At 67.8% G+C, this 14,370-nt stretch carries 14 protein-coding genes; 9 read left to right on the top strand and 5 right to left on the bottom strand.

Going from position 1 to position 14,370, the window contains the following annotated elements:
• Positions 1–819, top strand: a complete 819-nt coding sequence (locus N825_RS25530) for an ABC transporter permease (protein ID WP_037458302.1) — start codon at positions 1–3, stop codon at positions 817–819.
• Positions 800–1,954, top strand: a complete 1,155-nt coding sequence (locus N825_RS25525) for an ABC transporter ATP-binding protein (RefSeq protein ID WP_051513059.1) — start codon at positions 800–802, stop codon at positions 1,952–1,954. Before N825_RS25530 ends, N825_RS25525 begins: the two co-directional genes overlap by 20 nt.
• 5 nt (positions 1,955–1,959) lie before the next feature.
• Here N825_RS25525 and N825_RS25520 read toward each other — a convergent pair whose 3' ends face one another.
• On the bottom strand, positions 1,960–2,613 hold the full coding sequence (locus N825_RS25520) for a DUF1028 domain-containing protein (protein WP_037458299.1): 654 nt from the start codon (positions 2,611–2,613) through the stop codon (positions 1,960–1,962).
• Positions 2,614–2,644: 31 nt separating this feature from the next.
• On the opposite strand from N825_RS25520, the gene argE reads away from it, so the two are divergent.
• The 4 genes from argE (at position 2,645) to N825_RS25500 (ending at position 7,183) form a co-directional block, all read left to right on the top strand.
• Complete coding sequence (gene argE, locus N825_RS25515; RefSeq protein WP_037458297.1) at positions 2,645–3,832, top strand: acetylornithine deacetylase; 1,188 nt, start codon at positions 2,645–2,647, stop codon at positions 3,830–3,832.
• The gene (locus N825_RS25510; protein ID WP_037458296.1) at positions 3,829–4,251 is read left to right on the top strand and encodes a GlcG/HbpS family heme-binding protein; all 423 of its coding nucleotides are present in this window, start codon (positions 3,829–3,831) and stop codon (positions 4,249–4,251) included. Before argE ends, N825_RS25510 begins: the two co-directional genes overlap by 4 nt.
• 220 nt (positions 4,252–4,471) lie before the next feature.
• The gene (locus tag N825_RS25505) at positions 4,472–5,539 is read left to right on the top strand and encodes an extracellular catalytic domain type 1 short-chain-length polyhydroxyalkanoate depolymerase (RefSeq protein ID WP_051513058.1); all 1,068 of its coding nucleotides are present in this window, start codon (positions 4,472–4,474) and stop codon (positions 5,537–5,539) included.
• Between the two features lie 81 nt (positions 5,540–5,620).
• Positions 5,621–7,183, top strand: coding sequence for a B12-binding domain-containing radical SAM protein (locus tag N825_RS25500; RefSeq protein WP_037458294.1), 1,563 nt, complete (start codon positions 5,621–5,623; stop codon positions 7,181–7,183).
• On the opposite strand, the gene N825_RS25495 is transcribed toward N825_RS25500, so the two are convergent.
• From N825_RS25495 to N825_RS25485, 3 genes are all read right to left on the bottom strand, one after another.
• Positions 7,180–7,578 (bottom strand): hypothetical protein, encoded by a 399-nt coding sequence (locus N825_RS25495; protein WP_037458292.1) that lies wholly within the window; start codon positions 7,576–7,578, stop codon positions 7,180–7,182. The genes N825_RS25500 and N825_RS25495 overlap by 4 nt on opposite strands.
• A complete protein-coding gene (locus tag N825_RS25490; RefSeq protein ID WP_037458291.1) occupies positions 7,568–8,398 on the bottom strand; it encodes a helix-turn-helix domain-containing protein in 831 nt (276 codons plus the stop codon). Before N825_RS25490 ends, N825_RS25495 begins: the two co-directional genes overlap by 11 nt.
• Positions 8,399–8,677: 279 nt before the next feature.
• Positions 8,678–9,580 (bottom strand): replication initiator protein A, encoded by a 903-nt coding sequence (locus tag N825_RS25485; protein WP_037458289.1) that lies wholly within the window; start codon positions 9,578–9,580, stop codon positions 8,678–8,680.
• 463 nt (positions 9,581–10,043) lie between these two features.
• Between N825_RS25485 and N825_RS25480 the strand changes: the two genes are divergently transcribed.
• Positions 10,044–10,346 carry a hypothetical protein gene (locus N825_RS25480; protein WP_051513084.1) on the top strand — a complete coding sequence of 101 codons (303 nt, stop codon included), beginning with the start codon at positions 10,044–10,046 and terminating at the stop codon, positions 10,344–10,346.
• Positions 10,347–10,351: 5 nt separating this feature from the next.
• On the opposite strand, the gene N825_RS25475 is transcribed toward N825_RS25480, so the two are convergent.
• Positions 10,352–11,302, bottom strand: a complete 951-nt coding sequence (locus N825_RS25475) for a GDP-L-fucose synthase family protein (protein WP_051513082.1) — start codon at positions 11,300–11,302, stop codon at positions 10,352–10,354.
• Positions 11,303–11,484: 182 nt separating this feature from the next.
• Here N825_RS25475 and iolG point away from each other — a divergent pair, with 182 nt between their 5' ends.
• On the top strand, positions 11,485–12,480 hold the full coding sequence (gene iolG / locus N825_RS25470) for an inositol 2-dehydrogenase (protein ID WP_037458285.1): 996 nt from the start codon (positions 11,485–11,487) through the stop codon (positions 12,478–12,480).
• Positions 12,481–12,502: 22 nt separating this feature from the next.
• Complete coding sequence (gene iolD, locus N825_RS25465; RefSeq protein ID WP_037458284.1) at positions 12,503–14,350, top strand: 3D-(3,5/4)-trihydroxycyclohexane-1,2-dione acylhydrolase (decyclizing); 1,848 nt, start codon at positions 12,503–12,505, stop codon at positions 14,348–14,350.
• Positions 14,351–14,370: the final 20 nt, after the last annotated feature.

Below are 14,370 nucleotides of genomic sequence, written 5' to 3'. Positions count from 1 at the left end.
ATGCGCCAACCCCTGCCGCAACGGCTGCTCGGGATCTCGGGCAAGCTCCTGATCGCCGCGATCCTGGGCTTCATCATCCTGCCCGCCGTGGTGGTCACGATCGCCGCCTTCAATTCCAAGGCGATCCTCACCTTTCCTCCCAGCGCCTACTCGTTCCGCTGGTTCGAGCGGGCCGTCTCTTACGGCGACTTCAAGAAGGGCTTCCAAGCCGGGCTGACGGTGACGCTGTGGGCCTCGACCATCGCCCTGGTGGTGGGGGCGGCCTTCGCCTTCGCGATCAACCGCTACCAGTTCAAGTTCAAGCGGGCGCTGGAAGGCCTGCTGCTGTCGCCCCTGATCGTACCGCACTTCACCATCGGGCTTGGGCTGCTGATGCTGGCGGCGCAGACCGGCCTGCCGCGGGGATATCCGCTGATCGTGTTCTGCCACGTGGTGCTGGTGCTGCCCTTCGTGATGCGCTGCGCCTACATCTCGCTCCAGAACCTGGACACGCGGCTGGAACTGGCGGCGGCCAGCCTGGGCGCCTCGCCGCTCAAGATCCTGCTGACGGTGACGCTGCCGCTGCTGGTGCCGGGTCTGGTCAGCGGCTGGCTGTTCGCCGCGATCCTGTCGTTCAACGAGTTCACGGCCTCGCTGTTCGTCACCACCCAGGCGACCCAGACCTTGCCGGTCGCCATGTACAACTACGTCCGCGAGTACGCCGACCCGACCCTGGCCGCCTTGTCGGTCATCTACATCGTGGTCACCGCCGTGCTTCTCAGCCTCGCGAACGCTTATCTCGGACTTGGAAAGGTGTTGAATGTCGAGCAGGGCCGCTAAGACGATGCCGGCGGGCTCCCCGGTGATCGAGGACGCCCCCCGTCGAGCCGCCGTCCAACTCGATGGCGTCACCAAGAAATTCGGCGGCTCGGTCGCCCTCCACGAGGCCTGGCTGAAGATCCCCAGCGGCGAGTTCATGACCCTGCTGGGACCGTCCGGCTGCGGAAAAACGACGCTGCTGAACCTGGTGGCGGGGTTCCTGGACACAGACGGCGGCGAGATCTTCATCGACGGCACGCTGGTCACCGAAACCCCCGCCCACAAGCGGGAGATCGGCATCGTCTTCCAGAACTACGCGCTGTTCCCGCATATGGACGTGGCCAAGAACATCGGCTACGGCCTCCGCATGCGCGGCGTGCCCAAGGCGGAGATCGCCCGCCGGGTGGAACAGGCCCTGGCGTTGGTCAAGCTGACAGGCTACGCCGACCGCAGGCCGCGCCAGCTGTCGGGCGGCCAGCAGCAGCGGGTGGCGCTGGCGCGCGCCTTGGTGATCCGGCCCAAGGTGCTGCTGCTCGACGAGCCGTTCTCCGCGCTGGACAAGAACCTGCGCGGCTCGATGCAGGTCGAGTTGAAGGAGATCCAACGCGAACTTGGCGTCACCACGATCTTCGTCACCCACGACCAGGGCGAGGCGCTGAGCATGTCCGACCGCATCGCCGTGATGTCCGCCGGCCGCATCCGCCAGATCGCCACCCCCGACGAGATCTACCGCCGCCCAGCCGACCGCTTCGTCGCGTCCTTCGTCGGCGATGTCAACGTGCTGAAGGCCCGGTTGGGATCGCGCCAGTCGAGCGAGGCGGTGGCCACCGTCGGCGGCATCCCTGTCATCGTCCCGGCCGGTCCCCTGAACGACGTGGCGTCCGGCGCCGCCATCGACCTGTTCGTCCGGCCGGAGCACATCCAGCTCGCCCCCGCCGGCGAGGCCGGCACCCTGCGGGGCACCGTCTCGACCCACATCTTCCAGGGCGGCCATGTCGACGTCTATGTCGAGGCGCCGGCCCTGTCGCGCGACCGCATCCTCGTCCGCCTGCCGGGCGTCGACGCGATCACCCGCTGGCCGGTCGGCGGTCAGGTCGGCCTCCGCTTCGGAACGACCGACCTGACCGCCTTCCCGGTCGAAGGCGACCCGGCGTGACTTCTCTAAAACGAGGGCGCCCCCGCCGGGGTGCGGGCGCGGGTGACGTAATCGGCCTGCTGCGGCTCGTAGCGCGTCCACAACTCGCGAAGCGCACCAATCGGCGCCTCATGCCAATCGACCCGCAGATCGACCACCGGCCAGTCCAGCTGGTGCGCGACGTGCAGGCCGGCGGCGTGCTCGTCGTCGGTCTCGCCGCCCGCTTCAAGGCCAGCCTCCAGCGCCCGCATCAGCCGCTCCGGCAGGCTCAGTCCGCGCGACCGGGTGAAGTGGTCGACCATCACCTTGGGGACATCCGGGTTCGCCAGCAGATTGCCCAGCGCCAGGCACTCGTTCCCCTCGACGGCGTTGGCGGTGCCAAGCGCCTTGGCGCCGGAATGCCAAGCGACGCGGCCATAGCGGTCTATCACCCCGACCTGACGCCATTCCGGATCGGGAGTTCCCAGCTTGAGCGTCGACAGCACGGCGCCCGCTCCCAAACCTTGACGCAACAGGGTCAATCCGGTTGGACCCAAAGCGGGGTCCGTGACGTTTTGAGTCACGATGAGACCCAAGGGACCGACCCAGGCGCAGCGGCTGGGCACCGCGATGCTCGACGAGGTGATGGCGATGCCAAAGGCTCCGGTATCGGGGCACCGCGCGGCGATGGAGTAGGTCACTTTCGTCTCCGGACTGTCAGGATGATGTATAATGGATAGCAGATACCAAGAAGATGCACAACAAATATTGTGTGATCTCATAGGGTTTGAAAGTATAAGCTCAAATTCAAACCTCGATATAGTGAATTATATCGAGATTTACTTGTCTTCGCATGGAGTGGTTTCGGAGCGGGTGTATTCCGTCGACGGCACCAAGGCATCCATCCTCGCGACCATCGGCGACGCCTCCAAGCCCGGTGTCGTGCTCTCGGCCCACACCGACGTGGTGCCGGTGGCCGGACAGCCCTGGACCTCGCCGCCCTTCACCGGCACCGTCAAGGATGGCCGCATCGTCGGGCGCGGCGCCACCGACATGAAGGGCTTCATCGCCGTGGTGCTGGCCCATGTGCCGGAATTCGTCGCCTCCTCCGCGGGCACGCCCATCCACATCGCCCTCTCCTATGACGAGGAGGTCGGCTGCAAGGGGGCGCCCGACCTCGTCCGCGCCGTGGCCGCCCTGCCGGCGCTCCCAGCCCTGGCGATCATCGGCGAGCCGACGGGGCTCAAGGTGGCGCGCGCCCACAAGGGCAAGACCGCCCGGCGCGTCACGGTGACCGGCCGGACCGGACACTCCGCCCTGCCCCATCTGGCGGCGAACGCGGTGGAGGCGGCCGCCGCCATCGTCCACGGTCTTGGCCAACTCGCGCGCGGGCTGGAGGCGGGCGCCGCCGGCGCCAGTTTCGACCCGCCCTGGAGCACCCTGCATGTCGGCTCCCTCCACGGCGGCGGCGCCCTCAACCTGGTGCCCGACCACGCCGTGCTGGAGTTCGAGCTGCGCCACATGCCGGGCGAGGATGTCGCCGCCCTGCTGGCGCGCGCCGACTCCTTGGTCGCGGCGGAACGGACCCGGCTGCGCGAGCGGGCACCCGAGGCCGACATCATCGTCGAGGAGCTGTCGGCCTACCCCGCCCTGGACTGTCCCGGCTCCTCCCCCGCGCTCAGCGCCACCGCTAGGCTGGCTGGCCACAACGGGGATCCGGTAACCCTTAGTTTCGGGACCGAGGCTGGCCTTTACGCTGCCGCCGGCATCCCATCCGTGGTATGCGGCCCCGGCGACATCGCCCGCGCCCACAAGGCGGACGAATGGATCGCGGTCGATGAACTCACCGCCGCGAGCCGCATGATGACCCGGCTGGCGGAAGCGATCCGCCGGCCCACCAAGGAGTGGATGAGACCATGACGACCAAGCCGGCCCTCAAGCTGACCCATGAAGGCGCCCTGAAAGTCCTGTCCGGCGCCATCGCCAAGGCCCAGGAGATCGGCGTCCCGCAGAACATCACCGTCGTGGACGACGGCGGCAACTTGCTGGCCTTCGTCCGGATGGACGGCGCCAAGTTCCTGTCGATCGAAACCTCGAAGTCGAAGGCGCTCTCGGCCGCCTCGCACCGCGTGCCGACCGGCGGCATGAACCCGTCGATGGAGATCAAGCTGGCGATCGCGTCGGGCGGCCGCCTGACCAACGCCGAAGGCGGCCTGCCGATCTTCATAGACAGCCACTGCGTTGGTGCCATCGGCGTTGGCTCGGGCACCGGCGCCCAGGACGTCGAGGTCGCGCGCGGCGGCTTGGCCGCGATCGACGCGCGGGAAACGGCGTCGTAAGACAACCTCTCCGCGGCTGAGCATCAAGTATGGGGACATTCTGGATTGAAGTTGCTCATCCAAGCGGCTTCCTGAAACATCAAACCAGAATGTCCCCATTCTTCTTCAGCGCGGCGGGCGTATTCGTTGGCCCGCGTGTTTGACACATTGACACCCCGTCCTTTTCCGATATCCCGGTCGCCATGACCCTTGATCCGATGCCACACCCCCGGTGCCCCGCATGAGCCTCGACGTGTCCAACCCTCCGGAACTCGTCCAGATCGAGGAGTTCGGCTCCAACCCTGGCAACCTCTCCATGTACCGATACGTGCCGGACGGGCTTGGCGCCGGAGCGCCGCTGGTCGTGGCGCTGCATGGCTGCGGCCAGACCGCCGCCGGGTATGACCACGGCACGGGCTGGTCCCGGCTCGCCCAGCGCTGGGGCTTCGCGCTGCTGCTGCCGGAGCAGCGGAAGGAGAACAACCAGGGCACCTGCTTCAACTGGTTCGAACCCGGCGACATCGAGCGCGACACCGGCGAGGCAGCCTCCATCCGCCAGATGGTCGAACGGATGCGCCAGGACCACGGCGTCGATCCCGCCCGAACCTTCGTCAGCGGCCTGTCCGCCGGCGGCGCCATGACGGTGGTGATGCTAACCACATACCCGGAGGTCTTCGCCGGCGGCGGCGCCATCGCCGGACTGCCCTATAAATCGGCCCTCGGCCTGCGGGAGGCGCTGACCGCGATGTTCCGGGGCCGCGCCAAGCCAGCGGAGGAATGGGGCGATCTGGTGCGCGGCGCCACCGGCCACTCCGGAGCTTGGCCAATCCTGTCGATCTGGCACGGCACCGGCGACCGCACGGTGGCCCCGATGAACGCGGCGGAACTGGCGAACCAGTGGGCCAACCTCCACGGCGCCACCGCTCCCGCGCACGAGGACAGAGTGGCTGGCCACCGCCACCTGCTGCTGCGCGATAACGACGGTCGCGCCGTGGTCGAGTTGTACGACATCGCCGACATGCCCCATGGCGCCCCGATCCTCGAAGGCGACGCCGACGACCAGCTCGGTATTCCCGCCCCGTTCATCCTGCCTGCCGGGATCTCCTCGACCTACCACATCGCCCGCTTCTGGGGCCTGGGACCGGTGGCCGAAGCGGCGAAGCCCAGCGTCACGGCACCCGCGAAACCCACTCCCGCCACGGCGGCGAAGGAGCCGGTCTTCGCGATGCGCGCAGCTCCCAAGCAGGGGCTGGTCGCCCGCGTCAAGGGTCTGTGGGGCAAGCTGAAGCGAACGCTCTCCGGCGGTTGAGCCCAAAGGAGCGCTTGATCCTCGATCCGTTCCGGGAAGATGCTGACGGATCGAGGGGGCGCCTGGAGCGCCGGAGGCACCATGGCCGACATCGTCCTGATCAGCCCGCGGTTCGAGATGTCCTACTGGGGGTTGGAACACGCCCTGCCCTTCATGGGGCGCAGCGCCAACATGCCCCCCGCGGCGCTGCCCCTGCTGGCGGCCCTGACGCCGGCGGGTCACACCCTCACCATCATGGACGAGAACATCGCGCCGATCGACTTCGACCGGTGCGCCCGCGCCGACATCGTCGGATTGACCGGCATGATCGTCCAGCGCCACCGCATGACCGAAATCCTCCAGGCCTTGAAGACGTGCGGCTGTTCAACCGTGGTCGGCGGCCCCTGGGTCAGCGTCAGCGAGGATTATTTCGGCACGCTCGCCGACACGGTCTTCATCGGCGAGGCGGAGGAAACATGGCCCCGCTTCCTGGAGGACTGGTCCCGGGGCGCGCCGGCCAGACGATACCAGCAGGCGGACAAGACAGACCTCAGCCTGTTGCCAACTCCGCGGCTCGACCTGCTCGACCTCAAGCGCTACGCGTTCGGCAATGTCCAGTTCACCCGAGGCTGTCCCTTCACTTGCGAGTTCTGCGACATCATCGTGCTGTTCGGACGGCGGCCCCGGATCAAGACGGTGCGCCAGATCCTGGCTGAACTGGACCTGCTCCACCGCATGGGCCAGGAGATCGTCTTCATCGTCGACGACAACCTGATCGCCAACAAGCGCGCCATGCGCGACATCCTGGGGCCGGTGATCGAGTGGCAGCGCGAGCGCGATTTCCCGCTGACCTTCTTCACCGAGGCGTCGCTCGACCTCGCCGACGAGCCGGACCTGATGCGCCTGATGGTCGAGGCCAATATCGTGAACGTCTTCGTCGGCATCGAGACGCCCAACGAGGACTCGCTGCGTGAGACCAAAAAGCTCCAGAACCTGCGACGTGGCGGCACGATGGTGGGCAAGATCCACGGCATCCAGAACGCCGGCCTGGAGGTCTGGAGCGGCATGATCCTGGGTTTCGACAACGACGACGACACCATCTTCGACGCCCAGCTCCGCTTCGTCTCCGAGGCGCGCATCGTCGGTTCCATGGTTGGCATGCTCAACGCGATCCCGACCACGCCGCTGCACGACAGATTGGCGGCGGAAGGCCGCCTCGATCTCGACGACGAACCCGCCTTCGGCACCAACGTGATCCCCAAACGGCTCGACCGCATGGTCCTGCGCGACGGCTACCTGCGCATCCTCCGCGACCTGAGCGAACCCGCGGCCTATTTCGACCGGTTGGACGCGCTCTATCTCGACGGTCCCCTCTCCGGCGACCAGGGACGCACCGCGCGGCTCACGGGCAAGCCGTGGCTCCGCCGCCGCGAGCAAGCGCGCTTCCTTGTCCGCGCCACCGTGATGTTCGCCCGCCTGATGCTGTGGGTCCGCGAGCCCGACTTGCGATCGGAATACCGACGCCGCATCCTCCACCTCGCCCGCGTCAACCCGCGTCCGGCACTGCTGTTCGTCTACGCCTTGCGGGCCGCCATGCACTATCACGCGTGGCTCCTCGCGGACCGCATGTCGAAAAGCCCAGCGGGGGTCGTCAACTCCTATTAGCTCCTACCAGCGCGACGGCCGCGCGCCTCCTCGTCCCACTGACGCTTCAGCCGCACCGTCTCCAGCTTCAGCCGCAGCGAGTCCAGCCGGTCGAGCCGGGCGCGCCGCTCCTCCAGATCCTCGGCGATGTGGCGCCGGAAATCGGCGACCTCCGGCAGGCGGCGATACGCGAACTGCTCCCACACGGCCCGGAAGGCTCTCCGCCACAAATCGCGCGGCCAACCCGCCATGACCTCGACATCCAGTTCCAGCGCCAGATCGTCGGGAAGCGGGAAGCCCCGCCGTGACGCCAGCGTGGTCAGCGCCGCCAGCACCTCCGCCGGATCGCCGGCCGCCAAGTCGTCCCGGGCCCGCGCGATGGCGCCCGGTAGCGCCTCGACGATCTCAGCCGGCATGTCCGGCAGGTGGATGGCCGGCTCGTCGGCCCAGGAGTCGGTCCAGGCAGGCAGCCGCCCGTTCGCGATTGTGAGTTGAGAGTTCCGGGTCTGGTCCACGGCCGACGGGCTTCTGTCCAGCATCACGACGTTGCCGGACCGCTCCGGGGCTTGGCGTGGAATTTGGCGCCGGCTCGGCTTCATGGCCGCGGTTTCCATGGGAATTCTCCTGGGTCTTCGGTTTACGGGACGGGTTCGACGGCAAGGCGGCTTTGGGTTCCAGCAGCCAGCGGCGCCACGCGGCGCTCGGGTCGGCGTAGCGGTACCCCTTGGCTCGGCAGGACAGGACGAAGCTCTCGGTGAAGGCCAGCACGTTCAGATCCGGATGCCGCGCCTTGGCCCAGACCACGTCGGCGCTGGTCGGCACCCAATCCTCGGGAACCTGGTTCGATGCCGGGGCCGAAGCCGCGCCCTCGCGGGTCGAGGGAGATTGTTTTATTTCGTCGTGATGACTCGTGTCAGCCGGCTCGACAGCGGCGTCAGCGTCTCCTGACACCTGATCGCGGGGCGCCTCGCTTCGGGAGTCCGAGGCCTGACGCGCCATGCCGTCGCGCAACTGATAGCGGCTCGCCCGCTGGCGGCCTTCGATGTATTGCCGGTCGTGCAGCAGCAGGCCCTGCGCCTCGAGTTCGGCGATGGCGGCGTGGACCCAGGCGCGCGAACGCTCCAGGTCGGAGGCTATGGTTTCCTGGCGCACCCAGATCCAGCCGATCCTGTCGGCATAGGTCGCGAGTGCGGCGTAGACAGCTTTGGCGGCGACGGAGAGTCCCGGACGGCGCATGACCGACGCGGCAACGGTTCCCCACCGACCACCCACAGAGTGAGCGCCCATGATGTCCCTTGCGGAGTTCTGATGTCCGCGGCGGGCGCGCCTTCCCCACGCGTGAAAACCCTGGCAGGCTTTCCGCTTGTCAGAAGGCACCGGAACCGACTACTCTGGAGGTGTCTAGGCCACAGGTATGCGGTTCCGTCCGCCGCTTGTGTTCGGGGGTGGGCCCGCCCTGGCAGGCGGGCCTTTCCTTTGTCTACGTCATGTCGCGATCCTTGGTTTCCGGTGTTCTCACAGCTCGGGATTCCAGAAGGGCAGCGCCGCGAAATCGCCTGGACGGCCGGAAGACCGGCGCCAGAAGATCACCGCGACATCCTTCAGCGGAATGCGTTCGGAGCCGTCCAGCGGACCGGCCTCCAGGCGTTTCTGATTGGCCAGCGCGATGCCGAAGTCGGGCAGGCTGTCCGCCTCCAGCAATTGCTTGACCAGGTATTTGAAACCCTTCAGCGGCGTCGAGCCGCCGACATGGGTCTTGAGCGACTCCAGGTTGATCCGGAACCCCTCGTTGCCGCCCATATGGCTGCGGGCGATCTCATAGATCCGGCGCGGCAACGGCGCCAGTTCGAAATAACGCTGGTTGTAGGTCAGCATCATGTCGTCGTGCAGGATGGCGCGGTAGAGCCAGTCGCACAGCTCGACCGTGATCGAGCGCATCGACTTCTTGCCGTCCTTGGTCGTGCGATAGTTGATCTTGGCCTTTGAGATCCAGGAGAACCAGGCGTCCTCGCCCTCTCCCCCGGTCTCGATGTTGGTCTTGATCTGGGTGCCTTGCAGCCGGTCGATGCTCTCCCGGATCTGCTCATAGGCGGAGCCGCCGACGACCTTGCCGGAAACCCGGCAGAAATCGTTGGCGGTGAACGTGAACTTCTGCGCCGGGCGTTCGCCCTTCTCCATCTTCTCGCGCATCAGGCTGGCGATGTAGATGATGAAGTCCTTGTCCACCACGTTGGCCATGCCGGAATAACTCGGCTTGACCTCGATCCTGCGCATGCCGTCATCATAAATGATGGGGTCCATCGACTTGCGGCTGGTATCGAGCGCGAAGAAGCCCCAGACCATCATCCGACGGTCATTGCTGACATCCCCGCGCAAGGGGCTGTCGAACAGACCTAACTGGCGTCCTTCACTACTCATGGCTCCTCCTCATGGAGGGCATGATGCCACCGGCGGTCCGCCCGTCCAGATGGTGAATCGCCCAGGTCAACCAAACGCCAGATCTTTTTTCCACAGGTCAACCAAACGCCAATCCGATTCCGCGCCGCCCCCGACCGAGGTGAACCAAACGCCAAGCCCATCAGCCCCGAGGTGAACCAAACGCCAACGCGGCATGCCCTCAAGTCAACCAAACGCCAACGAAGCCTCCGCGAATCGGCACTCCTCCGCTCCTCGCTCCCCAAAAAGGGTGGTTTCCCGTCACCGAGGTTGGCGTACGGTTGACCAGGGTGCCGCGAATCGTGCCATCGGCCAGCGCCGTCCCACCGTCCTTGGCGTTCGATTGACCTAACGGCTCCGGTGGTCAAGCGCCTTGGCGTTCGGTTGACCACCGGGACGGATCGGGATAGTGACCAAGGGCGAGGAACACCAGGGAGGTATGGGGATGCCAACGATCAGCCATCAGGACTTCAACGCCTCGATCGGCCAGGAGCCGGAGCCCGCCGGGCTGACGCCCGTGCTCCAGGCGATCCGGCACGGTTTGCGGGGCGAGTGGGAGCGGGCCCACGGCATCGTGCAACAGCACGAGGGCGACAAGGACGCGGACTGGGTCCACGCCTGGCTCCACCGCGTCGAGGGCGACCTGAGCAACGCGGGCTATTGGTACCGGCGCGCCGGGCGGACGATGGCCACGGTGGGGACCGACGAGGAAGGCCGCTTCATCGCCGCCGAGCTGATCGCCCGCTAGGCGCTTCACCGCCGCAGCCGATCCAGGTTCTCCAGGAACCAGCGATAGGTCCGCGCGACGCCGTCGGCCAAGCCGATGCGGGCGGTCCAGCCGAGCCGGGTGAGGCGGCCGACATCCAGCAGCTTGCGCGGCGTGCCATCCGGCTTGGTCTCGTCGAACCGCAGTTCTCCCTCGAAGCCGACGATCCCGCGGATCAGCTCCGCCAAGTCGCGGATGCTCAAGTCGGTGCCGGTGCCGATGTTGACGGGTTCCGCCGTGCCGTGGACCTTGATCAGGTGGACCGCGGCGTCGGCCAGATCGTCGACATGCAGGAACTCCCGTTGCGGCGCCCCCGATCCCCAGACGGTCAGCGCCGCGGCGCCGGTCACCTTGGCCTCGTGGGTCCGCCGGATCAGGGCCGGCAGCACATGCGCCGCGTCCAGGTTGAAGTTGTCGCCCGGTCCATAGAGGTTGGTCGGCATCGCCGTGATGAAGTCGCAGCCGTATTGCGCGCGGTAGGCCTGGGCCATCGTGACGCCGGCGATCTTGGCGACGGCGTACCACTGGTTGGTCGGCTCCAGTGGTCCCGTCAGCAACGCCTCCTCGCTGATCGGCTGCACCGCCAGCTTGGGATAGATGCAGCTCGACCCCAGCAGCAGCATCTTGGCGACACCATGCCGCCACGCCGCATGGATGACGTTGCCTTGGATCATCACGTTGTCACGGATGAACTCGGCCGGGCGGCTATCATTGGCCAGGATGCCGCCGACGGTTCCGGCCGCCATGAACACCACGTCGGGCCGCCGCCGCGCCATCCAGGCGTCCAGCGGCTCCGGATCGCGCAGGTCCACCTCCTCCCGGCCGACCGTCAGGACCTCGCAATCCTCGGTCGCCAGCCGCCGGACGATCGCCGACCCCGCCATGCCACGATGCCCGGCGACCCACACCCGCCGTCCCGCCAGATCGAATTCGCCCATCGTCCCGCCGCCCCCGGTTCCCTCCACCACTGCCCACCATGGAATGCGGCAAGGCTTAAGAAAGCGGGGTGATGATCCGTTCTGCGAACTTGTGTCGCGGCCCGCGATCGCATCATATGGGACCAAAGAAGAACCGGGTCCGCCGCCTCGATGGGTCAGCGGGACCCCGACCGGGGGGAGACATGGTCAAATTCGCGATCCTGGGCTGCGGGCGCATCGGGCGCATGCACGCCCGCAACATCCAGACCCACCCGCGCGCCGAACTGGCCGCCGTCTACGACGTGGCGCCGCAGGCGGCGGACGAGGTGGCGGCGCAACTGGGCGCCCGCGTGCTGTCCTCGGTGGACGAGGCGCTGGGCGATCCGGGCATCGACGCCATCTTCATCGCCTCCTCTACCGACACCCATGTCGACCTGATCACGCGGAGCGCCAAAGCCGGCAAGGCGGTGCTGTGCGAGAAGCCGATCGACCTGGACATCGGCCGCGTCGAGACCTGCTGGCGCGAGATCGGACCGCTCGATCCGCTGGTGATGATCGGCTTCAACCGCCGCTTCGACCCCTCGTTCAAGGCGCTGCGCGACCGCGTCCAGGCCGGGGAGCTTGGCCGGCTGGAGCAGGTCGTCATCACCAGCCGCGACCCGGCGCCGCCGCCGCCGGCCTATGTCAGGGGCAGCGGCGGGCTGTTCCGCGACATGACGATCCACGACTTCGACATGGCGCGCTATCTGGCCGGCGACATCGTGGAGGTCCAGGCGATGGGCTCCAACCTGATCGATCCCCGCATCGGCGAGCAGGGCGACATCGACGGCGCCATGGTCACCCTGCGGGCCGCCTCCGGCGCGCTGGTCCACATCAACAACAGCCGGCGCTGCGCCTATGGCTACGACCAGCGGGTCGAGGCGTTCGGCGAGACGGGCATGCTCCAGGTCCACAACCGCCGCCCGACCACAGTCGAGGCGTGGGGCGCCACCGCCACCCAGGCGCGTGATACCGTGCTGAACTTCTTCATCGAGCGCTACACCGAGGCCTACATGGCGGAGATCGACCATTTCGTCGACTGCGTCGAGACCGGCGCCAAGCCGCTCGCCAGCTTCCAGGACGGTCACGAGGCGCTGCGGATCGCCGACGCGGCGTTGGAGTCGCTCCGCACCGGCGCCACCGTCCGGCTGGACCGCTGACCTTGAAGGGGAGGACCAAGCCATGGAAAAGACCATCCGCCTGACCGCCGCCCAAGCCCTGGTCCGCTATCTGGCCGCCCAAGCGACCCTTGTCGACGAGGCGGAGGTCCCGCTGTTCGCCGGCTGCTGGGCGATCTTCGGCCACGGCAACGTCGCCGGGATGGGCGAGGCCCTGTACCACGCGCGCGGCGCGCTGCCCACATTCCGCGCCCATAACGAACAGGGCATGGCGCTGGCCGCCGTCGCCTTCGCCAAGGCCAGCAACCGCCGCCGGATGATGGCCTGCACGACCTCGATCGGGCCGGGCGCCTCCAACATGGTGACCGCCGCGGCGGTGGCCCATGTCAACCGCCTGCCGGTGCTGCTGCTGCCCGGCGACGTCTTCGCCAGCCGCCGCCCCGATCCGGTGCTCCAACAGATCGAGGACTTCAACGACGCCACCATCGGCGTCAACGACTGCTTCCGGCCCGTCTCGCGCTGGTGGGACAGGATCACCCGGCCGGAACAGCTGCTGACCTCCCTGCCCCGCGCCATCCAGGTGCTGACCGATCCGGTGGACTGCGGCCCGGTGACCTTGTGCCTGCCCCAGGACGTCCAGACCGAGGCTTGCGACTATCCCGAAAGCTTCTTCCGGCCCCAGGTCCACCGCGCCCGCCGCCCCGGCGCCGATGCCGACGATCTGGCCCGGGCGATCGACCTGCTGCGGCGCGGGGAACGCCCGCTGGTCGTCGCGGGTGGCGGCGTCCTCTATTCCCGGGCCGCCGAAACGCTCCAAGCCTTCGCCGCCCGCCACGGCATCCCCGTGGCCGAGACCCAGGCCGGCAAGAGCGCCATGCCGTGGAACCACCCCCAGGCGGTCGGCTCGATCGGCGTAACCGGCAGTTCCGTCGCCAATACCCTGGCGCGCGAGGCCGACGTGATCCTGGCGGTCGGAACCCGGCTCCAGGATTTCACCACCGGGTCGCGGGCCCTGGTGCCCGGCGTCGCCACCCTGATCCAGCTGAACCTGCAAGCCTTCGACGCCGGCAAGCACCGGGCGGTTCCGCTGATCGGCGACGCCAAGCGGACGCTGGAGGAGATCACGGCGGCGCTCGGCGGCCACACGGTTCCCGCCGGCTGGCGCCAGCGTGTCGCGGCGCTGGCGGAGGACTGGAACGCCGCCGTCGATCAGGCCACCGCGCCCACCAACGCTGATCTGCCGACCGACGCCCAGGTGATCGGCGCGGTCAACCGCGCCGCCGGAGCCGGCGACACCATCGTCTGCGCCGCCGGCGGGCTGCCGGGCGAGCTGCACAAGCTGTGGCGATCGGAACGGCCGAACGGTTACCACATGGAATACGGCTTCTCCTGCATGGGCTACGAGATCGCCGGCGGGCTGGGCGTCAAGATGGCCGACCCCAACCGCGAGGTCTTCGTCATGGTCGGTGACGGCAGTTACATGATGATGAACTCCGAGCTGCAAACCTCGGTCATGCTCGGCCGCAAGCTGATCGTCACCGTGCTCGACAACCGGGGCTTCGGCTGCATCAACCGCCTGCAGCGGGCCTGCGGCGGCGAGAGCTTCAACAACCTGATCGCGGATGTCGATCACCGGGTGGACGAGGGCTGGATCGACTTCGCCGGCCACGCCCGCAGCCTCGGCGCCATCGCCGAGAAGGTCGCCGGCGTCGCCGACCTGGAATCGGCGCTCCAGCGCGCCCGTCAGTCGGACCGGACCCACGTGATCGTGATCGACACCGACCCGATGCCGACCACCGAGGCGGGGGGCGCCTGGTGGGACGTCGCCGTGCCCGAGGTGTCGGAGCGCGCCAAAGTTCGCGACGCCCACGCCGCCCATGTCGAGGCCCGGCGCGATCAGGCCCAGGGGTGAATCAATGACAGGGAGTCCGC

This window comes from Skermanella stibiiresistens SB22, assembly GCF_000576635.1.
GTDB lineage: Bacteria > Pseudomonadota > Alphaproteobacteria > Azospirillales > Azospirillaceae > Skermanella > Skermanella stibiiresistens.
Note: the sequence above shows the minus strand (reverse complement) of the source record. Positions and strands in the feature narration are given on the sequence as shown.